General features: G+C 66.5%; 20 protein-coding genes and 2 riboswitches. Of the genes, 6 read left to right on the top strand and 14 right to left on the bottom strand.

Features of this window, described 5'->3' with window-relative positions; translation table 11 throughout:
* Positions 1–36 precede the first annotated feature (36 nt).
* Positions 37–159: riboswitch (glycine riboswitch) on the bottom strand.
* A 45-nt stretch (positions 160–204) separates the two neighbouring features.
* Positions 205–306, bottom strand: a riboswitch (glycine riboswitch).
* A gap of 65 nt (positions 307–371) precedes the next feature.
* The 5 genes from RT697_RS00720 to RT697_RS00700 all read right to left on the bottom strand — a co-directional run bounded on the left by RT697_RS00720 (position 372) and on the right by RT697_RS00700 (position 6,220).
* Positions 372–1,265, bottom strand: coding sequence for a ZIP family metal transporter (locus RT697_RS00720; protein ID WP_105240605.1), 894 nt, complete (start codon positions 1,263–1,265; stop codon positions 372–374).
* Positions 1,266–1,295: 30 nt separating this feature from the next.
* Positions 1,296–1,910, bottom strand: a complete 615-nt coding sequence (locus RT697_RS00715; protein WP_313696531.1) for a superoxide dismutase — start codon at positions 1,908–1,910, stop codon at positions 1,296–1,298.
* A 193-nt stretch (positions 1,911–2,103) separates the two neighbouring features.
* Positions 2,104–3,306, bottom strand: coding sequence for an NAD(P)/FAD-dependent oxidoreductase (locus RT697_RS00710; protein WP_313696530.1), 1,203 nt, complete (start codon positions 3,304–3,306; stop codon positions 2,104–2,106).
* 23 nt (positions 3,307–3,329) lie between these two features.
* A complete protein-coding gene (locus RT697_RS00705; protein WP_056559073.1) occupies positions 3,330–5,591 on the bottom strand; it encodes an arginine/lysine/ornithine decarboxylase in 2,262 nt (753 codons plus the stop codon).
* Positions 5,592–5,767: 176 nt separating this feature from the next.
* The gene (locus tag RT697_RS00700; RefSeq protein ID WP_313696529.1) at positions 5,768–6,220 is read right to left on the bottom strand and encodes a hypothetical protein; all 453 of its coding nucleotides are present in this window, start codon (positions 6,218–6,220) and stop codon (positions 5,768–5,770) included.
* A 107-nt stretch (positions 6,221–6,327) separates the two neighbouring features.
* On the opposite strand from RT697_RS00700, the gene RT697_RS00695 reads away from it, so the two are divergent.
* Entirely contained in the window at positions 6,328–6,846 is a 519-nt protein-coding gene (locus RT697_RS00695) for a GNAT family N-acetyltransferase (RefSeq protein WP_313696528.1), read from the top strand.
* A 22-nt stretch (positions 6,847–6,868) separates the two neighbouring features.
* On the opposite strand, the gene RT697_RS00690 is transcribed toward RT697_RS00695, so the two are convergent.
* On the bottom strand, positions 6,869–8,107 hold the full coding sequence (locus tag RT697_RS00690) for a GGDEF domain-containing protein (RefSeq protein ID WP_313696527.1): 1,239 nt from the start codon (positions 8,105–8,107) through the stop codon (positions 6,869–6,871).
* A 105-nt stretch (positions 8,108–8,212) separates the two neighbouring features.
* Between RT697_RS00690 and RT697_RS00685 the strand changes: the two genes are divergently transcribed.
* On the top strand, positions 8,213–9,136 hold the full coding sequence (locus RT697_RS00685) for a GNAT family N-acetyltransferase (protein ID WP_313696526.1): 924 nt from the start codon (positions 8,213–8,215) through the stop codon (positions 9,134–9,136).
* 4 nt (positions 9,137–9,140) lie between these two features.
* On the opposite strand, the gene dcd is transcribed toward RT697_RS00685, so the two are convergent.
* The 4 genes from dcd to apbC all read right to left on the bottom strand — a co-directional run bounded on the left by dcd (position 9,141) and on the right by apbC (position 16,581).
* Complete coding sequence (dcd, locus tag RT697_RS00680) at positions 9,141–9,704, bottom strand: dCTP deaminase (RefSeq protein ID WP_008166733.1); 564 nt, start codon at positions 9,702–9,704, stop codon at positions 9,141–9,143.
* A gap of 110 nt (positions 9,705–9,814) precedes the next feature.
* Positions 9,815–13,597 carry a translocation/assembly module TamB domain-containing protein gene (locus tag RT697_RS00675; RefSeq protein WP_409517384.1) on the bottom strand — a complete coding sequence of 1,261 codons (3,783 nt, stop codon included), beginning with the start codon at positions 13,595–13,597 and terminating at the stop codon, positions 9,815–9,817.
* Positions 13,594–15,489, bottom strand: a complete 1,896-nt coding sequence (locus tag RT697_RS00670) for an autotransporter assembly complex protein TamA (RefSeq protein WP_409517383.1) — start codon at positions 15,487–15,489, stop codon at positions 13,594–13,596. The genes RT697_RS00675 and RT697_RS00670 overlap by 4 nt, the downstream gene beginning before the upstream one ends.
* Before the next feature lie 3 nt (positions 15,490–15,492).
* On the bottom strand, positions 15,493–16,581 hold the full coding sequence (apbC, locus tag RT697_RS00665; protein ID WP_175122482.1) for an iron-sulfur cluster carrier protein ApbC: 1,089 nt from the start codon (positions 16,579–16,581) through the stop codon (positions 15,493–15,495).
* A gap of 101 nt (positions 16,582–16,682) precedes the next feature.
* Between apbC and RT697_RS00660 the strand changes: the two genes are divergently transcribed.
* The gene (locus RT697_RS00660; RefSeq protein WP_056325207.1) at positions 16,683–16,958 is read left to right on the top strand and encodes a hypothetical protein; all 276 of its coding nucleotides are present in this window, start codon (positions 16,683–16,685) and stop codon (positions 16,956–16,958) included.
* Positions 16,959–17,174: 216 nt separating this feature from the next.
* Positions 17,175–19,274 (top strand): methionine--tRNA ligase, encoded by a 2,100-nt coding sequence (gene metG, locus RT697_RS00655; RefSeq protein WP_313696570.1) that lies wholly within the window; start codon positions 17,175–17,177, stop codon positions 19,272–19,274.
* A 231-nt stretch (positions 19,275–19,505) separates the two neighbouring features.
* Here the strand turns inward: metG and RT697_RS00650 are convergent, their stop codons facing one another.
* The 3 genes from RT697_RS00650 to RT697_RS00640 form a co-directional block, all read right to left on the bottom strand.
* Positions 19,506–20,243, bottom strand: a complete 738-nt coding sequence (locus RT697_RS00650; RefSeq protein ID WP_313696525.1) for a sulfurtransferase — start codon at positions 20,241–20,243, stop codon at positions 19,506–19,508.
* A gap of 125 nt (positions 20,244–20,368) precedes the next feature.
* On the bottom strand, positions 20,369–21,166 hold the full coding sequence (locus tag RT697_RS00645; RefSeq protein WP_409517382.1) for a DUF4377 domain-containing protein: 798 nt from the start codon (positions 21,164–21,166) through the stop codon (positions 20,369–20,371).
* A gap of 33 nt (positions 21,167–21,199) precedes the next feature.
* Positions 21,200–21,730: an META domain-containing protein gene (locus RT697_RS00640; RefSeq protein ID WP_313696524.1), complete on the bottom strand. Its 531-nt coding sequence runs from the start codon at positions 21,728–21,730 to the stop codon at positions 21,200–21,202.
* Positions 21,731–22,036: 306 nt separating this feature from the next.
* Here RT697_RS00640 and RT697_RS00635 point away from each other — a divergent pair, with 306 nt between their 5' ends.
* Positions 22,037–23,182, top strand: coding sequence for an acyltransferase (locus RT697_RS00635; protein WP_313696523.1), 1,146 nt, complete (start codon positions 22,037–22,039; stop codon positions 23,180–23,182).
* On the opposite strand, the gene RT697_RS00630 is transcribed toward RT697_RS00635, so the two are convergent.
* Positions 23,163–23,561, bottom strand: coding sequence for a helix-turn-helix domain-containing protein (locus RT697_RS00630; protein WP_313696522.1), 399 nt, complete (start codon positions 23,559–23,561; stop codon positions 23,163–23,165). The two genes, RT697_RS00635 and RT697_RS00630, sit on opposite strands and share 20 nt — an antisense overlap.
* Positions 23,562–24,126: 565 nt before the next feature.
* Between RT697_RS00630 and RT697_RS00625 the strand changes: the two genes are divergently transcribed.
* A complete protein-coding gene (locus RT697_RS00625; RefSeq protein WP_313696521.1) occupies positions 24,127–24,948 on the top strand; it encodes a winged helix-turn-helix domain-containing protein in 822 nt (273 codons plus the stop codon).
* Positions 24,949–25,195 lie beyond the last annotated feature (247 nt).

The following is a 25,195-nucleotide window of genomic DNA, read 5'->3' as shown; positions in this document are numbered from 1 at the left end:
GTTGCGGGCGGACGGCGCCCGCGCAACGGCTGAATCTTCCGCCCCTCTGTCCTTTTGCCTGAGAGTTGCCCCGCGTAGCGGGTTTGCACCTTCGGCGCCTGGGCTGCTCGCAGTGTCCCTGTTTAGGGCGCGGCGCCAGGTCTCTCCAGAGTGCTGTTTTGCCACGTCCGCATGGCCGGCAATGGCGGCAAATGCGGGACGGGACAAGCCTGCGCGGTATCGGTTACCTGAGCGATTCTGGGCGAATTGCGCCTTCGGCGGCGGCCGGACTTGACGCCTTCGGCCGCTCTCTCCCGCAGCATGCGTGACAGCGCCGAAAGCATACAACGAAAGCCCGGGGTAAGCCTAGGCCTGTTGCATGCCTGCCGGCGCTATCCCAGCGCGGTATCCAGCAGCATCATCAGCACGAAACCGATCATCAGGCCGCAGGTGGCGTAGACCTCGTGCCCCTTGCGGTGCGATTCCGGAATGATCTCGTGGCTGATGACGAACAGCATGGCGCCCGCGGCAAAGCCCAGGCCCCACGGCAGGAGCGGCGCCGACCAGCCGACCACGGCGGCGCCCAGCACGGCGCCCACGGGCTCGATCAGCCCGGACAGCATGCCCAGCGCCACGGCGAACGTGCGCTTGTAGCCGGCGGCCAGCAGGGCCACGGCCACGACCAGCCCCTCGGGGATGTCCTGGATCGCAATGCCGGTGGCCAGCGCCGTGCCGCGCACGGGGTCGCCCGCCGCATAGCCCACGCCGATCGCCAGGCCCTCGGGCAGGTTGTGCAGCATGATCGCGAACACGAACAGCCAGGTGCGGCGCAGGCGGTGCGCCTCCATCCCTTCCCTGCCCTTGATGAAATGCTCGTGCGGCAGGATCCGGTCCATCAGCAGCAGCACGGCCGCCCCCAACAGCAGGGCGGCGCCGACCGTCAGGCCGGCGCCCCAGGGACCGTAGCCCAGCTCCTCACCCGCGGCGATGCCCGGCGCGACCAGCGAAAAAGCGCTGGCGGCCAGCATGACGCCGGCCCCAAAGCCGAACATGCTGTCCTGCGCCTTCTGCGGGATGGTGCGGGCAAAGAGAATGGGCAGGGTGCCCAGCGCGGTGGCGGCGGCCGCGACAAGACCGCCCAGCAGCGCGTCGGCCACGTGCGGCGCCCGCACGTCCAGGTAAACCCAGAGCTGGTACAGGGCCAGGCAGGACACCATCACGGCCAGCGTCCAGACGCTGATGCTGGTGGCTGCCGGCCGCACGCGATGACGGCTGAAGGTATTCATATGCGGCTGCGCTCCTTTGGGGAGATGCGCTCAGCCCTTTGCCGCAGCGTAGCGGCGCGAGACCTCGGGCCAGTTCACCACGTTGTAGAAAGCGCCGATGTATTCCGGCCGGCGGTTCTGGTACTTCAGATAATAAGCGTGTTCCCAGACGTCCAGGCCGAGGATCGGCGTGTTGCCGTCCATCAGCGGGCTGTCCTGGTTGGCGCTGCTCTCGACCACCAGCTTACCGGCCGGCGTCACGCTCAGCCAGGCCCAGCCGCTGCCGAAGCGCGTCAGCGCCGCCTTGGTGAATGCTTCCTTGAAGGCGGGCAGACCGCCCAGCTCGGCGTCGATGGCCGCCGCCAGCGCGCCCTCCGGCTCGCCGCCGCCCTGCGGCGACATGACCGACCAGAACAGGCTGTGATTGGCATGGCCGCCGCCGTGGTTGCGCACGGCGCCGCGCACGGCTTCCGGCAATTCCTTGATGCGCGCGACCAGCGCTTCCACGGGTTCGTCCGTGGCGATGCCGGCGCCTTCCAGCGCGGTATTCAGGCCGGTGACGTAGGTCTGATGGTGCTTGGTGTAGTGGATCTCCATCGTCATTGCGTCGATGTGAGGTTCCAGCGCGTCATAGGCGTACGGCAGGGGCGGAAGGGTATAGGCCATGCGAGTCTCCGGCTGATCCGTCCCTCGCGGGACAGCTTTGATAAAGATCAAAACATAAATGATATGTATTTTTATTTGATATCACAATGCCGGAATGCCGGAATGCCGCACTGGCGGCTCCGCGAGTTGCTTCGGGAAATGTCGGCTTTTGGGGTGAAATCGACCAGCGCTTAGCTGCAGCGCCTGGCCGCAGCTACAGCGCCTGGCCGCAGGCGACGCCCGAGGCCCACGCCCACTGGAAGTTGTAGCCGCCCAGCCAACCGGTCACGTCAACGGCCTCGCCGATGAAGTACAGGCCCGGCGCGGCCTTGGCCTGCATGGACTTCTGGTCCAGACCGCGCGTGTCCACGCCGCCGCGCATGACTTCGGCCTTCTTGTAGCCCGCCGTGCCGCTGGGTACGAGCGTCCACTGATGGATGTCCTGCGCCAGCGCGCGGAGCGTCTTGTCCGGTGCATCCGCCAACCGCAACGCGGCCAAGCCAGGCTTGCCGCCCTGCTCGGCCAGATGCAGCCAGCGGTCGGCCAGCCGCTTGGGCCACAGTCCGCCCAGCACCGTATGAAGCTGCTGGCGGTTGCCGGACTTGGACGCCAGCAGTTCCTGCGCCAGATCGCGGCCCGGCGCCAGGTCGATCACGATGGGCTCGCCCGGCTTCCAGTAGCTGGAGATCTGCAGGATCGCCGGCCCCGACAGCCCGCGGTGCGTGAACAGCAGGTCTTCGAGGAATTCGCCGCGCGCCTTGCCCTGCCCCGTCTGCAGATTGACCTCCAGCGCCACGCCGGACAGCTCGGACAGCGGCTGCCACTGCGTCGGGTCGAAGGTCAGCGGGACGAGCGCGGGGCGCGGCTCGACGACCTTCAGGCCGAACTGGCGGGCGATTTTCAGGCCGAAGTCGGTGGCGCCCAATTGCGGAATCGCCATGCCGCCGGTCGCGATGACCAGCTTGGCGGCCCGGATGACGCCCTGGCTGGTGCGCAGCTCGAAACCTTCGGCCCCATGCGCGACCTCGGCCACCGAACAGCCCATGCGCCACTGCACATTGCCCGCGTCGCACTCGGCGCGCAGCATGTCGATGATGTTTTCGCTGGAGTCGTCGCAGAACAGCTGGCCGCGATGCTTTTCGTGCCAGGCGATCCGGTGGCGCTTCATGAGCGCCAGAAAGTCCTGCGGCGTGTAGGCCGACAGCGCCGACCGGCAGAAATGGGGATTTTCAGACAGAAAATTGGCGGGCCCGGCGCCGATGTTCGTGAAGTTGCAGCGCCCGCCGCCCGAGATGCGGATCTTCTCGGCCAGGCGCTGCGCGTGGTCGACCAGCACCACGCGCAATCCGCGCTGGCCGGCGACCGCCGCGCACATCATGCCCGCGGCGCCCGCGCCAAGCACTGCAACATCGAACATCAAGATTTCCGGCCCGCCTGTGCTTACTCTTCGATCAGGCAGTCAACGTAGTAACGCTTTTCGCCGTCCGGACCCACTTCGTCGGCCAGGCCGTGGATGTAGGTTTCGAAACCGGGGAAGCGTTCGTTGAACTCGCGCGCGAATTGCAGGTACTGAACGATGGTGCGGTTGAAGCGTTCGCCCGGGATCAGCAGCGGAATGCCCGGAGGATACGGCGTCAGCAGCACGCCCGTGACGCGGCCTTCCAGCTTGTCGATGTCGACGCGTTCGACCTCGCGGTGCGCCATGCGGGCAAAGGCGTCCGACGGCTTCAGCGCCGGCACCATGTCGCTCAGGTACATCTCGGTCGTCAGGCGGGCGACGTCGCGCTCGCGGTAGGCCTCGTGGATCTGCTGGCAGAGGTCACGCAGGCCCATGCGCTCGTAGCGGCGATGGTCGCGGCAGAACTCCGGCAGGATGCGCCACAGCGGCTGGTTGCGGTCGTAGTCGTCCTTGAACTGCTGCAGGGCGGTCAAGAGCGTGTTCCAGCGGCCCTTGGTGATGCCGATGGTGAACAGGATGAAGAACGAGTACAGGCCGGTCTTTTCGACCACCACGCCGTGCTCGGTCAGGTATTTGGAGACCAGCGCCGCGGGAATGCCGGTTTCGCCGAAGCTGCCCGACATGTCCAGCCCCGGCGTGATGACCGTGGCCTTGATCGGGTCCAGCATGTTGAAGCCTTCGGCCATTTCGCCGAAGCCGTGCCAGTGGTCGTTGGCTTCGAGGATCCATTCGTCGCGGTTGCCGATGCCTTCGGACACCAGGCGGTTCGGACCCCAGACCTTGAACCACCAGTCGTTCTTGCCGAACTCGGATTCCACCTTGCGCATGGCGCGGCGGAAGTCCAGGGCTTCGCGGATGCTTTCCTCGACCAGCGCGGTGCCGCCCGGGGGCTCCATCATGGCCGCGGCCACGTCGCAGGACGCGATGATCGCGTATTGCGGCGACGTGGACGTGTGCATCAGGTACGCCTCGTTGAAGACGTTGCGGTCCAGCTTGCGGGTCTCGGACTCCTGCACGATGATCTGCGAGGCCTGCGAGATGCCGGCCAGCAGCTTGTGCGTGGAGTGCGTGGCGAACACCATCGCGTCCTGGCTGCGCGGGCGGTCCTGGCCGATGGCGTGCATGTCCTGGTAGAACTCGTGGAACGACGCGTGCGGCAGCCAGGCTTCGTCAAAGTGCAGCGTGTCGACATAGCTGCCGAGCTGCTGCTTGATCATTTCGACGTTGTAGATGACGCCGTCGTACGTGCTCTGCGTCAGCGTCAGGATGCGCGGATTCTTGTTCACCGCTTCGCGCGCGAAGGGGTTGGCTTCGATCTTCTTGCGGATGTTGTCCGGGTGGAATTCTTCCAGCGGGATCGGCCCGATGATGCCCAGGTGGTTGCGCGTCGGGCGCAGGAACACGGGAATCGCGCCCGTCATCGTGATGGCGTGCAGGATCGACTTGTGACAGTTGCGGTCCACGACCACGACGTCGCCCGCGGCGACGTTGGCGTGCCACACGACCTTGTTCGACGTCGACGTGCCGTTGGTCACGAAGAAGCAGTGGTCCGCGTGGAAGATGCGCGCGGCGTTCAGTTCGGATTCGGCAACCGGGCCGGTGTGGTCCAGCAGCTGGCCCAGCTCGTCCACGGCGTTGCAGACGTCGGCGCGCAGCATGTTTTCACCGAAGAACTGGTGGAACATCCGGCCGACCGGGCTTTTCAGGAATGCGACGCCGCCCGAGTGCCCCGGGCAGTGCCACGAATACGAACCGTCCTGCGCGTACTTGACCAGCTCGCGGAAGAACGGCGGCGGCAGGCTGTCGACGTAGCTGCGGGCCTCGCGGATGATGTGGCGCGCCACGAACTCCGGCGTGTCCTCGAACATGTGGATGAAGCCGTGCAGCTCGCGCAGGATGTCGTTCGGAATGTGTTCCGACGTACGCGTTTCACCGTACAGGTAGATGGGAATGTCCGCGTTGCGGAAGCGCAGTTCGCCGATGAAGGCGCGCAGGTTCTTGATCGCGCCGGCCACGTCCTCGGGCGAGTCCACATCGAACTCTTCATCGTCGATCGACAGGATGAAGGCGCTGGCGCGGCTTTGCTGCTGCGCGAACGAACTCAGGTCGCCGTAACTGGTTACCCCGATCACCTCGACGCCCTCGGCCTCGATTGCTGCGGACAAGGCACGGATACCCAAACCGGACGCGTTCTCGGAACGGTAGTCCTCGTCGATGATGAAGATGGGGAAGCGGAATTTCATGCAGGCGCTCCTGGGGGCATGGCGGATCGGACGCGTATCGCGGCGCGAATGTACTGCGAGTAAAAAACCGTCTGGTGACAGACGGCACGAGCACCCGCCGGCCGGCGGGAATTGCGGAATTGTAGGGCTGTTTTTCTTACAGTCCTAAGGGAAATCCCCAGAAGCGCCAGATCGGCCTAACGGATGGTCTGCGCTTCGCCCGTCTGCAGGGCTGTCATGAAGAGTTCAAAGTAGGCGGGGATGGCCTCGGCGGCCCCGTAACGGATGCGCCGTTCGACCTTGGCGATGGCGCCAAAGCAGACTTCCGACCCGGGTTCGCCGCAGACGAGGACCACGGGGTCTTCGTCGTCGCAGACCTCGTACAGCCCGCCGTGCGCGCGCCGGCCGACCTCGTAGAGATAGGCGGCAGCGCCAACGGTTTGCATGGGGGTCAGAGGCAGCGTGCCCAGATGGGCGGCCTCTAGTGCATCATCCAGCGCATGGACGCTGGACGGGGAGTAGTCCAGCACGGCGCCGGTTGAACCGGCCGCCTCCACGAAGTCCTGCGCTGCACCCGCGACACGGGCCACGAATTCTTCCTGTACTTCGTGGCGCGTCGCATCCTGGTTTGTCTTGAGGAAACCGAACATCAGTGGCTCCTTGTTGAAAACCGCAAGCGGCGTTGGGGCCATTATAGGCAAGCCCATCCCCCTATACTCCTCAAACGTTACCTAATCCCAACACTCTCAAACCCGCCATGAACGAGCCTGTCGTCCGACGACTGACCGCTGCAGACGCCGCGCCCCTGCGGCAATTGCGCTTGAACGCGCTGGTCGAAACGCCGGAGTCCTTTGGATCGAGTTACGAAGAGGAACACACGCTGACATTGGCGGACATCCGCGAATGGATTTCTCCGGCCAATGACGGCGCGATGTATGGCGTGTTTCTGGGCGATGTGCTGGCCGGCATCGTCGGCGTGGGGCGGCAGCGCAAGCTGAAGGTGCGGCACAAGGCCCACATATGGAGCATGTACGTCGCGCCCGCCGAGCGTGGCCGGGGCCTGGGCCGTCTGCTGATGCGCGCGGCAATCGACCACGCGCGCACCATGCGCGGCATCCGGCAGGTGCAGCTGAGCGTCACCGCCAACAACGTCGCGGCGTCCGCGCTCTACGCCAGCCTGGGGTTCACCGTGTATGGCCACGAGCGCGAGGCGCTGCTCGTCAACGGCAAGCTGTACGACGAAGCGCTGATGGCGATGCCGCTGGCCGACCGGTAACGCCGACCGGTAGCGCCGGGCGTCAGGCCGCGCCCGCGCGGCGGCGCGCGCCGAACGCCCACACCTGATTGCGTCCGCCGTCCTTGGCCTTGTAGAGCGCCTGGTCGGCCGCCTTGATGACGGCATCGGGTGCGCGCAGCGCATCGCTGCGTTCGGCCACGCCGATGCTGACCGTCACGCGCAAGGGCCGCGCGCCGCGCCCTCGTCCGCCGCGGCGGCGTTGGCCGATCTGGTCCGCCTTGGGACGCGCCGGCTTGTCGCGCAGGCGCATCTGATAGGCCTCGATGGCGCGCCGCACCGTCTCCAGGTGCGGCATGGCCTCGGCCGCGGTCTTGCCGGGAAACACCAGCGTGAATTCCTCGCCGCCGTAGCGGTAGGCCTGGCCGCCGCCCGGCACGCGACGCAATTGCGAAGCGACCATGCGCAGCACCTGGTCGCCCACGTCGTGGCCGTGTGTATCGTTGAATGCCTTGAAATGGTCCACGTCGGCCATCGCCAACGTGTAGACGCGGCCCATGCGCTGCAGCCGTTCGTTCAGCGCGCGGCGGCCGGGCAGGCCGGTGAGCTCGTCGCGGAACGCCATGTGAAAGCCCTCGTGCGCCAACGAGATGCACAAGGCCGTAAGCGCCGCGGCGGACATCAGCGCCAGTTCGAGCGGATGCGCCGCGCCGCGCGGCAGCGCCCACGCCATGCACACGAAACCCAGCCACTGCCCCGCCTGCTGCGGGCGCCCGTAGCGCAACAGCAGCAGCGTCAACGTGAGGCCCGTGCCCAACAGCGCGATCAACGCCTCGGCCGGCACGCCCAAGCGCGCCAGCATGCCCTGCAGCGCGATGGTGCTGAAGATTTCGCCCACGCCGTCCTTGCCCACCAGCGCGATCACCGCGACGCCCGCGGCCATCAGGCCGATGCGCAACGCCACGTCGATCAGCATGCTGGATCGTTCGGACCACAAGGCATTGATGGTGTAGACGAGGGACCACCACGCCAACACGGGTCCCATCGCCCACGGCACCTCACGCGCCAGCGTGGGCCAGGCCGCCGTGACGGCCAGCACGCACAGCATCAGCGCCATCGTCTGCGAGCGCTGATACATCAGGCAGATCGCCGAACCGATCAAAGCCATCACCCAGGGCACGAACGGCACGATCAGGCTCAGCGCGGGCGGCCAATCACGCCAGAACAGCAGCCCGATCGCGGCGGCCACCGGCAACGCGGGATAGAACAACAGGGGCAGCCAGGGAATATGGGGGTAACGCACGGATTGGGCCTTGCTAACGCTTGCAGAAATGACGTCGCCAAATCGGCAAACACATGTAATCTTTTTACGGACGCGGCATGAGGTTCTTTAGCGCAGAATGTCCCCATGAAAATCCTGGTCAATATCGATGTTCCCGATCTCGAACACGCGATCGGTTTCTACCAGTCGGCCTTCGGCTTGACGCTGAACCGCCGGCTGGGCCCGACGGGGGCCGAACTGCTGGGCGCCGACGCGCCCATCTACCTGCTCGAAAAGGCGGCGGGCACGCCTGCGGCCGGCGCCCTGCGTCAGCCCCGCGATTACGCGCGGCATTGGACGCCCGTGCATCTGGACGTCGTGGTGGATGACGTGGACCAGGCGGTGGCCCGGGCGGTCGCCGCGGGCGCGCGCCTGGAGGATCCGCCCGCCACACATGACTGGGGCCGCATAGCGCACTTGGCCGATCCTTATGGCCACGGCATCTGCATCCTGCAGTTTCTGGGCCGGGGGTATGACGAGCTGGCGTCCGGAAGTGCCGCAGACACCCCAGCCGACGCCATCGACGATGCCACGCCGCTGCGTTTCACCCCTGCGGCCGAGGCCGATTTCGAGGCCCTGCTGGCGCTGCGGATCGACGCCATGCGCGATAGCCTTGAACGGCTGGGCCGCTTCGATCCGGACCGGGCGCGCGCCCGGCTGCGCAGCACTTTCCGCCCCGAATGCACCTGGCACATCGAGGAAGACGGCAAACGCATCGGGTTCTATTGCCTGCGGCCGGACGGCGAGGGTTTGCGGCTGGATCATCTGTACGTGCATCCCTCTGCGCAGGGGCGAGGCGTGGGCGGCCAGGTGCTGCGCGGGATCTTGCGAGACGCCGACCGCCGCGGCGTGGGCATGACATTGAGCGCGTTGCGCGGCAGCGATTCGAACCGCTTCTATCGCCGGCACGGCTTCGTGCAGACCGGCGAAGGCGAATGGGATATCGACTACCTGCGCAACTGCCCGCGCAACTACCGGCCCGACGACTCGCGGCCGGCGGCTGCGGACTGAGGGATCAGGTGCGCGGCAGCGTGACGCCGCGCTGGCCCTGGTACTTGCCGCCGCGGTCGCGGTACGAGGTTTCGCAGACCTCGTCGCTTTCCAGGAACAGCATCTGCGCGCAGCCTTCGCCGGCGTAGATCTTGGCGGGCAGCGGCGTGGTGTTGGAAAATTCGAGCGTGACGTGGCCTTCCCATTCGGGTTCCAGCGGGGTCACGTTGACGATGATGCCGCAGCGCGCGTACGTGCTCTTGCCCAGGCAGACCGTCAGGACACTGCGCGGGATGCGGAAGTATTCAACCGTGCGCGCCAGGGCGAAGGAATTCGGCGGAATGATGCAGACGTCGCCCTTGAAGTCCACGAACGAGCCTTCGTCGAAGTTCTTGGGATCGACGATGGTCGAGTTGATGTTGGTAAAGATCTTGAATTCGTCGGCGCAGCGTACGTCGTAGCCGTAGCTGCTGGTGCCGTAGCTGACGATGCGCCCGCCATTGGCCGTACGAACCTGACCCGGTTCGAAGGGTTCGATCATGCCGGCTTCGGCCTGGCGGCGGATCCAGCGGTCGCTTTTGATGCTCATGGTGGGTGTGGTGCTAGGGATTTGGAATGGGCGTCATTTTATCCCGAGCGCGCCGGACCCGCCCCCGGCCCGGCGGGACAGACTTGTCCCGCCTCAAGCCGGGCGCCGGCTCAATTGCCGAACAGGGTGCGGTACACCAGCGAGATCCCGTTGACCGAGCCGCCCTTCAAATCCAGGGACAGACCCCGCGCCAACCGGTAACTGGCGCGGCCGACCGTATCGCTGCCGGACAGCGCCTGCTCGACGCTGAGCGTGATGCCGTTGGCGAAGTTCTTGCTCGCCACCAGGAACTGGGTGGACAGGTCGCTGCCGATATCGCGGTTCACGTTGCCCGCCACCGTGCGGTCCGGCAGGATGCTGCCCGAGCTGCCCATGTTGCCGGTGCGCACCGCCACGTCGTCCAGGCCGAACTGCTTGTAGAACGGCTGCCCGCCGCCCAGCAACGCGGTGCCGATCGACACCAGCAGGGCCGCGTCGCCACCGCTTTCGTCCGGACCGCGGCCCAGCAGCAGCCACGACAGCTTTTCGACGTCGCTGACCTCGGGATAAGACACCAGGTCGATGCGCGGGCGCTGGGCCGTGCCCACCACCCGCACGCCGGCCTCGACCAGTTCACCCGTGCGCAGCGCCTCGATGTCCAGGATGGGATTGTCCAGACGGCCCTGGAACGTCAGCGTCCCGCGGCTCAGGCGCAGCCGCTGGCCATAGGCCTCGATGCCGCCGCCGCGCGTGCGCAACTGGCCCCAGCCGGTCAGCCGGCCGTCGTTCAGGCGGATCTGGATGGCGCCGAGCAGGCCGGCGTCCAGGCCCATGCCGGTAATGTAGAAGCGCGGTCCCATGTCGAATCGCAGGTCCATGCTGGTCTGCAGCGGCGTCGAGACGTTGCCGGAATCGTCGCCGGCGCGGATCACGCGCACGTCGTCATCCAGCGTCGGCACGCCCTGCAGGATCTCCAGGCTGAACCAGCCCGCATCGGCGCTCAGGTTGCCCACGATTTCCAGGCGCGGCATGGCCGCCCGCACCTCGACGGTGCCGGACACCATGGCGTAGCGGTCCGAGCGCTGCAGCGCCGGGAAGCGGAACAGCGTCAGCTTGATCGCACCGCCGCCGTCCATGATGTTCCAGTCGCCCTTGGCCTCCGCATAGCCGCCCTTGGCGCCCGCGTTGGTCGTGATCCATTCCTTGGTGCGCCATTCGGCGGGCATCACGCGCAGCGACGCCGGAAAGCGCAGGCTGTCCAGAATGAGGCGCTGGCCGTCCAGGCGGGCGGACAGCGTGCCGTCGATCAGCCGCACACCATCGTCGATGCGCACCAGCCGCAGCTTGTCCCCCTGGATCGAGCCGGTGGCGCCCCATTGGCCGGCGAGCGTGCCCTGCACGTCGATGTTGGCCTTGAGCGTGCCGCCCACTTCCATGGCGTCGCCCACGAACAGGCCGACCCAGGTGAGGTCCGCGATGTCCGCATTCAGCCGCGCCCGCAGCGGTTGGCGCGAATCCAGCGCCATGCCGCCCTGCGCGTCCACCAGCAGGACCGCCGTGCCGGTGCCGTTGATCGACCCCATCTTTTCCGTCGCCAGGTCCAGGCGGGCGTCCAGCCGGCTGGCGTTGGCCGAGGTGGGCGTGGCGGTCACGTCGACGACCAGCGCCTTCACGCCCAGCGGCACCGGCGGATCGCCCGGAATCAGCAGGTCGCCCGCACGGCGCGCGATGCGGGCACGGCCGGCCAGGCGTCCGTCGAATTTCAAATCCCACAGCAGGTCGAGCGCGATGCGGCGCTGGCCATCGGGCACCATCGCGTTCACGCGGCCGGCATTGCGGCCCAGCTTGGCCGCGGCTTCCGGATCGAACGCGCCGACCACCTGGCGCGCCACGGCAGCCGTGATGACCAGGTTGTCTGACTGCCCAGCGGTTTCCCAGCGCTTGCCGCCGCCGCGCGAGCCCTGGTGCGCCACCGACAGGCGCTCCTTGCCCGGCAGGGTCAGGCTTACGGCGGTCTGGCCGACCTGCCATTGCCAGTGCGGCGCCACGGCAGAGGGCAGGAAGGACAGCGTCACCGGGCGATCCAGCGAGACGGCAAATCCGGCGGTATCCGCGCTCAGCCTCGAGAACGTGCCGCGCCACCCCACCAGCGCCGCGTCGGGCTGGCCCGCAGGTCCCCTGCCCCAGCCGCCGTTGAAGGTCAGGTTGGCCTGCGCGCGGGATTGCCCGATGATGCCCGGCCGAGGCCGGGGCGGCGTGTAGCTGGCGGTGATCTCGCCGCGGTGCGCGGCCACCGTGCCGTCGATGCGGGCCTTCACGTCGGCGCCGCCCGGCACGTCGGGCCAGAAGGCGTCCAGCTGCGGCGCCTGGGCGTCCAGCGTGATGGCGCCGGAAGAGGCCCCCAGTTCGCCCGTCGCGCGGACGCGGTTGCGGCCCAGCCTCAGGTCCACGTCCAGGCCGTGAATGCGCAAGCCGGCCAGCGGGTCCACCGACGGGTCGGGCGTGGCGCCGGCTGCCGCAGCATCGGCTGCCGCAGCATCGGCTGCCGGGGCAACATCCACCTGCGCCTTCAGATCCCCGCTCAGCGGCTGGCGGTTCCAGCGGCTGCCCTCTTCAAAGCGCAGATTGACGGCGGCGTGGCGCAGCGCGCTCAGGTTTTCGATATCGGCCTGCACATCCGCGCGCACGGTGAGCAGCGCGGGCGGAATGGCGTTGCCCGTCCAGGGCGCCAGATCCAGGCGCTGCGCGTCCACCGAGCCGACGATGCGGTCGCGGCCGGGCGCATCGCCCGCCTGCAGGTCGAACTGCGCGGCCAGCGTGGACTTGTCCGGCAACTGCGCCCGCGCCCGGGCGCTGCGCAGCACCAGCGCCGTGCGCGGCGCCAGATCGGCCACCACGTCGAGCACCAGATTGGAACCCGTGCCGTCGAGCTTGGCCTGGATGCCGTCAAGCGATCCCGCGGCATCGGCATGCAGCACGACAAGGCACGCGGGAACGGGCGGCCCCATCGGCGCGGTTGGAGGTTTGGTTTCGGTTGCGGTTGCCGTTGCGGCGTCAGCGCGGCCCTTGGCCGTCTCCGCCGGCTTGGCGGCCGCTTCCGTCTTGCGCCGGTCTGCGCGATTGGCCGCTTCCTGGGCCTTGGACGCAGCGGGCTTCTTGGCCGGTTCTTCGACCTTGTCCTTGACCGGCGTCTGCCCCGCCACCGGACCGAACACGCCGCTCAGCCGGTCGGCCTGGCACAGGGGGGAATCGGGACCCGCGCCGCGCGCCGTCACGTCCAGCCGCGCCGCAAAGGGCCAGGGGTCGGCCAAACCCTGCAGATCGGCCTGGCCGGTCACGTCGGCCTCGCCCACCTCGTGCCCGACGCGCAGGCTGGCGATGCGCAGTTGCGCGCCCTGCTGGCTGGCGGCAAACGTGGCGCTCAGATCGTTCAAGGTGACGGGCAGCGGCTCGCCGTCCTGGGTGAACTGAAAGTCGCCCAGCGCCAGCCTGTCAACGGCGATGGTCACCGGCAGCTTGGGCAGCGTGAAGGGTTCGCTGCTTTCCTCGGCGGGCGGCGTCTCGGGCGAGGATTCGATGTCCACGCGGACCGCGCCGGCGGACAGGTTGCGCACGTGCAGCAGCCGGTCGCCCAGGGCGCGCCAGCGCACGGACAGGTCCAGGTCGTGGATGTCGATGTGCGTGCCGCCGGCTGTCAGCTCCAGCCGTCCCACGGTCACGCCGTGAAGCAAGGAGCCATTCACGTCCTGCGCCTGGCCTTCGAGCTGCTGCGCGGCGGTGGTCAGCAGCAGGCGCGTGCCGTTCTGCGAGGCCACCAGCCAGAAGATGAACCCGGCCGCCAGCGCAACCAGCATGGCAAGCCCGGGCAGCCACCAAACCAGCACGTGGCGCAGGAATTTACGCACGAACTTCAAAACGCGATCCCCAGCGAGAAATGCAGGCGCAGGTCGCGTTCGCGCTGGCCGTAGGCCACGTCCAGGAACAGCGGCCCAGCGGGCGTGCGCACGCGCGCGCCGACGCCGTATCCCACGGACATCTTCATGTCGCCGAAGGACTCGGCGGCATCGCCCGCGTCCACGAACACGCCCATGCCCCAGCGCTCGTCAAAATAATGGTCATATTCGATGCTGCCCACGAGCAGCGTGGGCGCGCCCACCACGGCGTTGTCGCGGTGCACGCCGATGCTTTGATAGCGATAGCCGCGGATCGACCGCGCGCCGCCCGTCCGGAAACCGAAGTCGTCCGGCACCTGCACGTCGCCGTTGGACCACACGCGGCCGACTTCGCCACGGATCGTCAGCACGTCCCACTTGCCGATCGGCCACCATTTCTGGCCGCGTAGCCGCAGGCGCGTGTAGGGCTCGCCGGTGTCCAGCGTCACGCCGACGCCGCCGCCCACGGAAATCAGGTTGCCCTCGCGCGGATCGTATTTGTTGTCCACGTCGCGCCGCAGCCATTCGGCCGTGGTGGTGATGGTGGGAAGCGTGTAGCTGTCGCCGCCGTCGATCTTGACGTGGTCCTGGGCCAGCAGCACGCCGTAGCGCGTTTCGTATTCGACGCGGCTGTCGCCCGCGCCCTTGCGCTCTTGCGTGCGCGTGGCGCCCAGCGCGTAGCGGGTCACTTCCAGCCCCTGGATGTCGGAGCGGTCGGCCAGGATACCGACCGAATCGCGGTAGCCGCGCTCGGACGGAGGCAAGAGGATGTCCATGAAGGCGCGCTGGCGCAGCCGGTCCACGCCGAAGCCGGTTTCCATGGTGACCGGCTGGCCGAACACCACGTTTTGGCGATACACCGATTCCACCCGCACGCCGGCCTCGTCGTCCACGCCGATCGACGCGGAAAAACGCTTGGGCGGCGCCTCGACCACACGCACCTGCACGGGCAGCGTGATCTCGCCGTCGGAATCGAACTGCGCCGGCGGCGGGGGCAGGCCGCCCGACACCGTGGGGTCGCCTGCAGGCGCGGCCGCTGCGGCGTCTTCGGATCCTGGCCCGCGAGCGCGGTCGGAAATGGGATCGGTGGGCTGATCGTTCTGGCTGGGCGGCTCCTGCAGCGAGACGAACGCGCCGCGGAAGAACGCGGTCGATTGCAGGTCCTGCTGCCACTGGTCCAGCCGGTTCTGGTCGAATGCGGCGCCCACGTTGTAGCGCACGTAGCGGTCGATCAGCGTCTCCGGCACGCGCTTCAGGCCCTGCGTGTTGAGCTCGCCCATGCGCACCTGCGGTCCGCTGTCGATGGTGACGTGCAGATGCGCCGCCGCGTTGTCGGCGTCGATATCAGCGCGCGAGGACGTCATGCGCGCCAGCAGGAAGTCGCGCGTGGACACGTCGTCCAGCAGCGTGGCCTTGGCGCGGTTCCAGTCGCCGTTGATGAAGGGCTGCCCCTTCCGCAGGCTCCAGTCTTCGCGCAGCTTCTGCACGCGCTGCGCGTACTCGGGGCGCGTGATGCGGCCCGAGAATTCCAGGTTCACGGATTCAACGGTCGTGCGCTTGCCAGGCACGATCGCGATGTCCCAGGTTTCCCCGCCGATATCGGTGCCGGCTTCAAGCGTGACCTTGGGCGAGAAATAGCCCTGCGTTGCCAATGCCGCCAGCGTCGCGTCGCGCGCGCGCCGGCGCAGGCGGTTGATTTCACCGCCGTCCTGGTCTTCGGCCAGACGCGCGATCGCATCGACCGCCTGGGTGATCGCCTGCAGCGCGGCCGGGGGCACGCCCCCGGGGTCGACAATGACCTCCGGGCGCTTGGCCAACGCCTCGCCCGCCATCATGCAAAGTCCTGCCAATAAGGCTCGGGCAGCCCACCGCATGCGTCAGGTCGGTTGTTGAACGACGATGGAGGGAAACTTTCCGGCCATGTCGCGCGGAAGCGCCGCAACGCCCGCGGCCAGCTTTCGAGCGATCGCGCGGTACAGCGACGCGGCTTCGCTGCCCGCGTCCGACACGACGGTCGGCGTGCCGGCGTCGGTTTGTTCGCGAATTGCAAGCGTCAGCGGCAGGCTGCCCAGCCACGGCGTCTGGTATTGCTCGGCCATGCGCTGGCCGCCGCCTTCGCCGAAGATGTGCTCGGCGTGACCGCACTGCGAGCAGATGTGGATGGCCATGTTCTCGACCACGCCCAGAATCGGCACCTCCACCTTCTGGAACATCTTCAGGCCCTTGCGCGCGTCCAGCAGCGCCACGTCCTGCGGCGTGGTGACGATGACCGCGCCGACGACCGGCACCTTCTGCGCCAGCGTCAGGGCCACGTCGCCCGTGCCGGGCGGCATGTCGACGATCAGGTAATCCAGGTCGCGCCAATTGGTTTGGCGCAACAGTTGTTCCAGCGCCTGCGTCACCATCGGACCGCGCCAGATGGCGGGCGAATCGGCGTCGATCAGAAAGCCGATGGAGTTGGCCTGCAGGCCGTGGCCGGTCAGCGGCTCCATGCTCTTGTTGTCGCGGCTTTCGGGACGGCCGGAGATGCCCAGCATCGTCGGCACGCTGGGGCCATAGATATCGGCGTCCAGCACGCCGACCGTTGCGCCCTCGGCGGCCAGCGCCAGGGCCAGGTTCACGGCGGTGGTGCTCTTGCCCACGCCGCCCTTGCCGGACGCGACCGCAATAATGTTGCGCACATTGGGCAGCGGCTTCAGGCCCTTCTGCACGGCGTGCGCGGCGACCTTCCAGGTGACGGTGACTTGCGCATCGGGCGCGCCGGCTTGCGCCAACGCACGCACGGCGATGTCGCGAATCTGGTCGCGAACGGCATCGGCGGGATAGCCCAGCTCCAGCGTCAACGCGACGCGGCCGCCGGCCAGTTGAATGTCACGATCTTTTACAGAAACACCCAAATCCAAACCGGTATTCGGGTCTTGCGCAGCGCGCAGTGCGGCGCGGATGTTTTCTATCGTTATACTCATGTCACTATGGTTCCGTAGGCAGCGCGGCGTCTGCGGGCCGCCATCCCCTAAAGGATAGCGGATACACGGGAACCTTTCGCTGCGTTTTGCATCCGACATTCATGACCAACACACTTATCCGCTTCTTTCGTGCCGTCCTATTCGCCGCCCTGGCCTTGATCGGCATGGCGATGGCGCTGGTGTTCATGCTTTCCACGGCATTCGCCGTGGCGATCCTTTATGTGGTCGCCAAGGTCCGCGGCAAGCCCTTCGGCGTTCGCGCCTATTGGAGCCAGCGCCAAGGCGCCCGCCCTGGACCCTTCCAGTCCGCCACTGCCCCGTTCGCCACGCAACCGCGTGGCGATGTGATTGACGTCGAGGCCCGCGAAATCCGCTGACGGCGGTTTTCAACCTGGCTTGCGCGTCGTTCCGCGCAAGCTGGCCGATGCGCGCTGCGCTGAAATCGCGCTAAACGCCCGGCCGCGTTCCCTTCAACCCGCCTGATTCGCGTCGCTGCGATGGGCGGGTTGTGTGCTTTCCGGGGTCATGTCATGGACCACATCCGGGGCCACGTCAGGGGCAGGCGTCCGCGCTTGCCCTAAAATGGCCGCCAAATCTCCTTTTCCCCTCAACCTCAGTCGACAACCATGTCTCGCACCCTCTTTGTCACCACTGCGCTGCCCTACGCCAACGGATCTTTCCACATCGGCCACATCATGGAGTACATCCAGGCCGATATCTGGGTTCGTTCGATGCGAATGGCGGGCCACACGGTGCACTTTGTGGGCGCCGACGACGCGCACGGCGCGCCGATCATGCTGAAGGCCGAAAAGGAAGGCATCACGCCGCAGGCGCTGGTTGCGCGCTACGCAGCCGAGCGTCCGCAATATCTGAACGGCTTCCACATCCGTTTCGACCACTGGCACTCCACCGATTCGGCGGAAAACGTCGCGCTGTCGCAGGACATCTACCGCGCGCTGAAGGCGCAGGACCTGATCGAAACGCGCTCCATCGAGCAGTTCTACGATCCGGTCAAGGGCATGTTCCTGGCCGACCGGTACATCAAGGGCGAGTGCCCCAAGTGCCACGCCAAGGACCAGTACGGCGATTCCTGCGAAGTCTGTGGCGCTGTCTACGCGCCCACCGAACTGATCAATCCGTACTCCGCGCTGACGGGCGCCACGCCCGTCCTGAAGTCGTCCGACCACTTCTTCTTCAAGCTGTCCGATCCGCGCTGCGTGGAATTCCTGCAGCAGTGGACCACGGGTTCCAACAAGGCAGGCGCCAAGCATCTGCAGCCGGAAATGCTGGCCAAGACGCGCGAGTGGCTGGGCGGCGAAGACGGCGAGGCCAAGCTGGGCGACTGGGACATTTCCCGCGACTCGCCCTATTTCGGCATCGAGATCCCGGACGCCCCGGGCAAGTATTTCTACGTCTGGTTGGACGCGCCGGTCGGCTACCTGGCGTCGCTCAAGTCCTATTGCGCGGTCAAGGGCATGGACTTCGACGCCCTGCTCGACCCCAATGGCGACACCGAACAGGTCCACTTCATCGGCAAGGACATCGTGTACTTCCACGCCCTGTTCTGGCCCGCCATGCTGAAGTTCGCCGGCCGCAAGACGCCGGACGCGGTCAACGTGCACGGCTTCATCACCGTCAGCGGCGAAAAGATGTCCAAGAGCCGCGGCACCGGCATTTCGCCGCTGCGCTACCTGGAACTCGGCATGAACGCCGAATGGATGCGCTATTACATCGCCGCCAAGCTGAACGCGCGCGTCGAGGACATGGACTTCAATCCCGAGGACTTCATTGCCCGCGTGAACAGCGATCTGGTCGGCAAGTACGTCAACATCGCCAGCCGCGCCGCCAGCTTCATCACCAAGCACTTCGACGGCGTCCTGGGTTATTCCGGCGACACCAGCGCGTTGTCCGCCGAATACGCCGAACAGGCCGAGTCCATCCGCGCCGCGTTCGAGGCCCGCGAATACAACCGCGCCATCCGCGAGATCATGGCTTACGCCGACCGCATCAACCAGGCGTTCGACACCGCGCAGCCGTGGGTGCTGGCCAAGGGCATCGCCACCGCCGACGACGCACAGAAGGCCGCGCTGCAGGACATCTGCTCGCGCTCGCTGGCCGGCTTCAAGGCCCTGTCGGTGATGCTGGCGCCGGTGCTGCCCCAGCTCGCCGAACGCGTTGCCCTGGAACTGTTCGGCGCGCAGGCGCCCTTCACCTGGGCCGATGCCTCGGTCCTGCCGCAGCGCGTGGCGCCGTTCAAGCACCTGATGCAGCGTGTGGAACCGCAGATGCTGGAAGACCTGTTCGAGCCGCCCGCCGCGCCCGTCGTTGTGCCCGGCGGCGAGCCGCTGGCCGAGACCATCTCCATCGACGACTTCGCGCGCGTCGACCTGCGTATCGCGCAGATCGTCAATTGCGAGCACGTCGAAGGCTCGACCAAGCTGCTGCGCCTGACGCTGGACGTGGGCGAAGGTCGCCACCGTAACGTGTTCTCGGGCATCAAGTCGGCCTACAAGCCGGAAGATCTGGTCGGCAAGCTGACCGTCATGGTCGCCAACCTGGCGCCGCGCAAGATGAAGTTCGGCGTGTCCGAAGGCATGGTGCTGGCCGCCAGCCACGCGGATGAAGCGGTGGACGCCGGCATCTACGTGCTGGAACCGTTCCCCGGCGCCAAGCCCGGCATGCGCGTGCGCTGATCCGCGTCATTGCCAATGCAAAGCGCCCGCGAATGCGGGCGCTTTTTTTTGACCTGTGGTTCCGTGTTCTGGGCACGGTGTCAGACACCCTTGTGGCGCCTTGTCAGCTTGACGGTCTTTACTGACGGGTGTCAGACACCTCCATCGCTAGCTCGTTTTCACACCTCCACCGCGGGCTCGCCTTCAGACACCTCCATCGCGGGCTCGCCTTTGTTACGGCGTCAGATCGGATCAGGCGTTGCTGGGCGCCAGCGCCGGGTCCAGCGAGACGCGCTCGTCGAACACGAAGCACTTGCCTTCGTAGCCAGGGCCGCCCGTTTCCTCGAAATACTTCAGGATGCCGCCGTCGAGCTGGTAGACGTTCTCGATGCCGGCCTCGTTCATGAAGATGGCGGCCTTTTCGCAGCGGATGCCGCCCGTGCAGAAGCTGACGACGGTCTTGCCTTCCAGCTGCGCCCGGTTCGCTTCGACCGCGGCGGGAAACTGCGTGAAGCGGTCGATGCGCCAGTCGATGGCGTTCTTGAACGTGCCTTCATCCACCTCGAAGGCATTGCGCGTGTCCAGCATGACCACGGGCCTGCCATCGTCGTCCACGCCTGCGTCAAGCCAGCGCGCCAGCGTGTGCGCATCGACGCCGGGCGCGCGGCCCGCCGCCGGCCGGATGGCGGGGTGATTCATGCGGATGATCTCGCGCTTGATCTTGACCAGCAGCTTGCGGAACGGCACGTCGTTGCTGTGGCTGAACTTGACCTCCAGGTCAGCAAACCGCGCATCGGCGCGCAGCCCCCGCAGAAAGGCGTCGATAGCGTCGGCCGCCCCCGCGAGAAACAGGTTGATGCCTTCACCGGCCAGCAGGATCGTGCCCTTGAGCCCGGCGGCGCCGGCCTCGGCGAGCAGGCGCTCGCGCAGCTCGGGCAGGGCGTCCAGCGGAACGAATTTGTAAGCGGCGATATTGACGACGGCAGTCATGGCAAAGCAATAAAAACGGGCGGCGAAGCCCGTAATCATAATCGCTGGGCGGTTTGTGCCGCCCGAGGGGTCATCGCTGGGCGGCCGGCGCCCAGACCGCAGGCCGCCCAGACCGCCTGCCGCGCTCAGCGCGTGACGACGTGCTGCTCGATCACCGCGTCCAGCACCCAGCGCAGCGGGGCGGCTCCCAACGCGCCATTCGGATCATTGATCTCGACCACCCGCAGGCGGTAGCGCACGCCGGGCTGGAAATTGAACCTCGTGATCTCGCCGGGCCAGGCCTGCCAGGGTTGCGACGCGCTGTCCCGCACCTGATAGCACATGCCGCGGCCTGCGGCCGTGTCGCAAGGCACCCGCTCGGCGTCGACGTAGACCAGCTTGGTGGGGCCGCGCTGGCCGCCCGCCACCGGGTCCGAGCGGCGCCCGAAGTCCAGCGTGTCGCCGGTGCTGAGCTTCCAGGTCATGCGTTGCGGGTTGTTGGCGTTATCGAACGAACTGGCGGTGATCCGGGTGAGCGACGCCAGGAAATCGTGCTCGAGCGCCATGGCTTGCGGCGTGCAGGCCATGCGGGTCGACACCGGATCGGCGCGCACGATCAACAGGCCATTGGCGATGGTGTACGGCGCGTTGTAGGTATTGCATCCGCTGAATCCCATCATCCGGGGCGAACCCTGATCGTGGATGAACGCAGCCGTGATCGGGCGCGTGGATGACGACGGATGCGGCACGGGGCGCAGCGTGCCGCCGGGCAGCGTCCAGCGCGCCAGATCCCAGTTCGTCTGCACCAGGATGTCGGAGGCCGAGGCCGGTTGGAAGCGCGGATCCTGACCATCGGCCGCGCGCATCGGCGGCGAGGAGCAGGCAGCGAGACCCGCGCACAGCAGGACGGACGCCAGGCGGCGCAGGAAAAGGGGTGAGCGCATGCAGGTCTCTCGGATCGTTCAGCGAAGCGGGAATCAGGGTGTCGGCGGATCCTGGCGGCGCTCGAACTCCAGCACGTCGCCGCTGCGCAGATTGAACGTCAGGTGGCGCGGCGCGCCGCCGCTATCCAGCGTGAACGTGTCGATGGCGCGCAGCGCGCGCAGGTAGTCGGCTTCCAGCTTGGCGCGCTCGGGCGGCACGCAGGCCATGCGCGTGGTGGCGGGCGCATCGATGACGAGCTTGTTGCGCTCGAGCTTGTACGTGCCCGTATAACGGTTGCAGCCGGAGAAGCCGTTGACCTGGTATTGCTTGCCTTGCGCAAGGAAGGTGAGGCGGATGGGCTCGCCGTTGTCGCCGTGCGGAATGTCGCGCAGCGCGCCGCCCGGTTGCGCCCAGCGGACCAATTCCCAGCTCGTCTGCGCCAGCGAATCCTTGCTGGTGGCGGCGCTGGCGGCAGCGGCGCCTTCGGGACGCGCGCCGCCGGTCATGCCGGCGCATCCGGCCAGCGCCGCGGTCAACAGTCCCAGGCAGAGCACCCTGCTGGGCGTGGACAGGAAATTGGACATGAGCAAGCCTCCAATTGATGCGTATCGCTGTAATGTAACCGGCCTGTGGCGCATCACGCGATTTTCTCCGTCCGACAGCCGTATCCAAAAGATGCACGATTGAGCCGGAGGTTCTAGCTCCGATGATCGCGGGTTCTGCATCGAATGCCGCATGGCGGGGGTAAGTCGCCGCGAGCAGAATCAATGACAGTTGATGACTCCGGCCTAAAAAGTAATACAGGGAAAGAGGAGCGGAGCCCGCGACGACCGCATGCGCAGTGTCCGGCCCATCGGGCCTGAGAACAATATCGACCGGGGAGATGCGCGATGGGCTTCTTGAGAACCTTACTGGCGTTGTCAGTGGTCCTGGACCACCTGGGCGGCGGCTACGCCGATCAGCTTGTCGGCGGCCGGCTTGCCGTGCAGCTTTTCTACGTGATTTCCGGCTTCCTGATTTCATACGTGCTGACGGCGACCGACAACTATCAGGGCGCCACCGGCAAGTTCTACGCGAACCGCTTTCTGCGACTTTTCCCGATCTATCTGGCGGTCGCCGCGCTGACGCTGACGGCCCACATCGTGAGCGGCGGCTCGTTCTTCCGCATCTACGAAGCCCTGCCCTTCAGCGCCGAAGTCTTCCTGTTCCTCTCGAACCTCTTCATCTTCGGCCAGGACTGGCTGATGTTCTTCGGCATCCGCGATTCGGCGCTGGCCTTTACCGGCAGCTTCGCGAACAGCGACGTGCCGCTGTACAAGGGCCTGCTGGTGCCGCAAGCCTGGACGCTCGGCGTCGAGATGAGCTTCTACCTGGTGGCGCCCTTCATCCTGCGCTCGCCGCGCCGGCTGCTGGCGTTGCTGGCCGCCTCGCTGGCCTTGCGCGCGATCCTGATCTGGACGGGGGTCGGCCGCTCCGATCCGTGGACCTACCGCTTTTTCCCCACGGAGCTGGCGCTGTTCCTGATCGGTTCGCTGTCGCATCAGGTGCTGCTGCCGCGCATGAAGGCCTGGACGCAGCGCGTAAAGCGCCTGCCGGAGATCGGCACGGGCATTCTGTTCGTGTATGCGGTGGCGCACTTCTCGATCGGCATCAATCCGACGGTGCGCGATGGCCTGGCCGTCCTGCTGTTCGCCGCGCTGCTGCCGCTGGCGTTTCTGTTCCAGTCGCGTCACAAGCTGGACAAGGCAATCGGTGAACTCAGCTATCCCCTGTACATCTGCCACATGCTGGTGATCATGGCGTTCAGCTGGCTCATGCACGATGTGCAGGAGCACCAGCCCATGCTGTTCGCCGCCATGGCCATCACGGGCTGCATCGGGGTGTCAGCGGTGCTGAACTACCTGATCGCGGATCCTGTGGAGCGCCTGCGCAGCCGCCTGCGCGCCGATCCCCGCGGCGCCACCGCCCCCGCCGATGTCCGGCCGCGCCCGCAGGTTCCGGCGCAACCGATGGGAACTATTCGCCGCGTGCCTTGATGTAGGCGCCCAGCACCAGCTCGATCTGCCGCTTTTCCTGGTGCGAGAGACGGGCGTAGGCCGTGTAGGAGATGGTTTCGAAGGGCCAGGCGGGCGGGTCCGGAATTTCTCCCAGCCTGCCCGCGGCAACATGGCCGGTCGGCGTGTCGAGCATGGGCCCTTCGCCGGTACTGAGCCACAGGGGATTGACGCGCAGGGCGCGCGTCAGCTTGATTAGCGCCTCGCTGGACGGCTGCTGGCGCTGCCCGCTTTCGTAGTTGCCGATGGCGCTTTGCGACAGGTTGCTTGCGACCGCCAAGTCTTTTTGAGTCCATCCCTGAAGCATTCTTGCGTTGCGCAGACGATGGCTAAACGTGTCCAATCGATCAACCTGAGACATTAATTTGTATGGTTTTATTTGATTAAAGCATTTCAAATCCGCGGCCAAACAAAGGGATTAGCCCCCAATTTCCGGGCTAATCCATAAATCGCCGCATGGCCCCCCTGGCCTTGCGCGCACGCTGCCGCGCGCCTTCGCTTCGCGCCGCAATCCGCCCCATAAAAGTCATATCTATCATCGGCTTGCAACGCATCGCCCAGCCGTTTCACCGCCATCGTCCCGCGACGCTGCAGCAAAACCGAGAGCAAAAAAGCCGCATGAGTTTATGGGCAAGAATCGGCCGAAAGAGAAAATAATGTATCGGTAATACATAATATTTTTCTGACGCAAATCGGGGATCAAACGCCGTTTCAATGGATGCCGTGCCATTTCCCTGCGACAGCCTGTTACCGTCCGAAACTATAGAAACGTATCTTCACAAAAAAACACGCCCGTGTTTAAATGCAACACAGGCGTGACTCTGGAAGGACAAGCGCCGCAACGGCCGGCAACGGCATGGCTCTGCCAGACGTCCGGCTTTTTCAAGGCGCCAGCGCCCTGCCGCGGCGCCTCATTGGAAGCATCAATGAACAACACGCTGGATGTCATTTTTCTTGGCAATGACGACGCCAGGCATGCCAGACTCGTCGAGTCCCTTTCCCATCTGGGATTCAACGTCCGCCGCTGCCACGATCTCGTGGATGTCTACGACCGATATTCCCGCCGGCCGAGCCCGCTGGTCGTCCTGGAAGCCCCGCTTACCGACGTGCACAACGCCGCCGTGCGACTGCGCGCCATCGACCGCAGCCTGGGCATCGTGGCCATCGCCCCATTCACCGACTCCGAAAGCCGAATCCGCACCTTGCTTTGCGGCGCGGACGCCTGTCTGCCGCCGGACGTGACCGGCCTGGAACTCGCGGCGGTGCTGCAGGCGCTGGTGCGGCGCGCGGTCGGGCTGGACGGCATGGATACGGGTTCGGGCGCCGACTCGGGCGCCGCGGAGGAACCGGCTCAGGACGGCTGGCGATTGGCGAACAAGGGATGGACGCTCATCAGCCCCAAGGGCAGAACCCTGGGCCTGACGACCGGCGAACGCGACTTCCTGTCACGGCTGGTGAAGTCGCCCGACCGCAAGATCAGCCGCGACGCCTTTCTGGCCGATGGCGCGGACGAGGCCGACAGCGGCATCACGCGCCGCCGCTTTGTGGATGTGATGATAAGCCGCCTGCGCCGCAAGGCGGCGGCCAACCAGATGACGTTGCCCATACGCGCGGTGCACGGATGGGGCTACATGTTTGCAGCCGACATCACGCTGGATCTGGACTATCGGGTATCGACGCCGACCACGCGCGCAGACAGCCAACAGGCCTGGCGCAACGAAGAAGCGGACGCGAACGCCTCCGCCTGATGACGCCCGGCGCAAGGCCGCCAGGCGAAAAAAACGCGGCGCTGCCCCCGAAGGGTAAGACGCCGCGCTAAAACAACACGTGAACCCGGAGTCATCGGCCGGCACCGATGCCTTCTACCTGGATCACGCGATTCCAACATTCGTGCCTCATACTACTCACGCACGGTCCGACCGTGGCCCGCGCCGGGTCTCTAGTCCCTGCACTGGCTGCAACGTGATCAACGCCTGGCAATTCGACCACCCTTGC

It is taken from the genome of Achromobacter sp., from assembly GCF_032113835.1.
Classification (GTDB): Bacteria; Pseudomonadota; Gammaproteobacteria; order Burkholderiales; family Burkholderiaceae_B; genus Achromobacter.
This window is presented reverse-complemented; position numbering and strand designations above follow the sequence as displayed.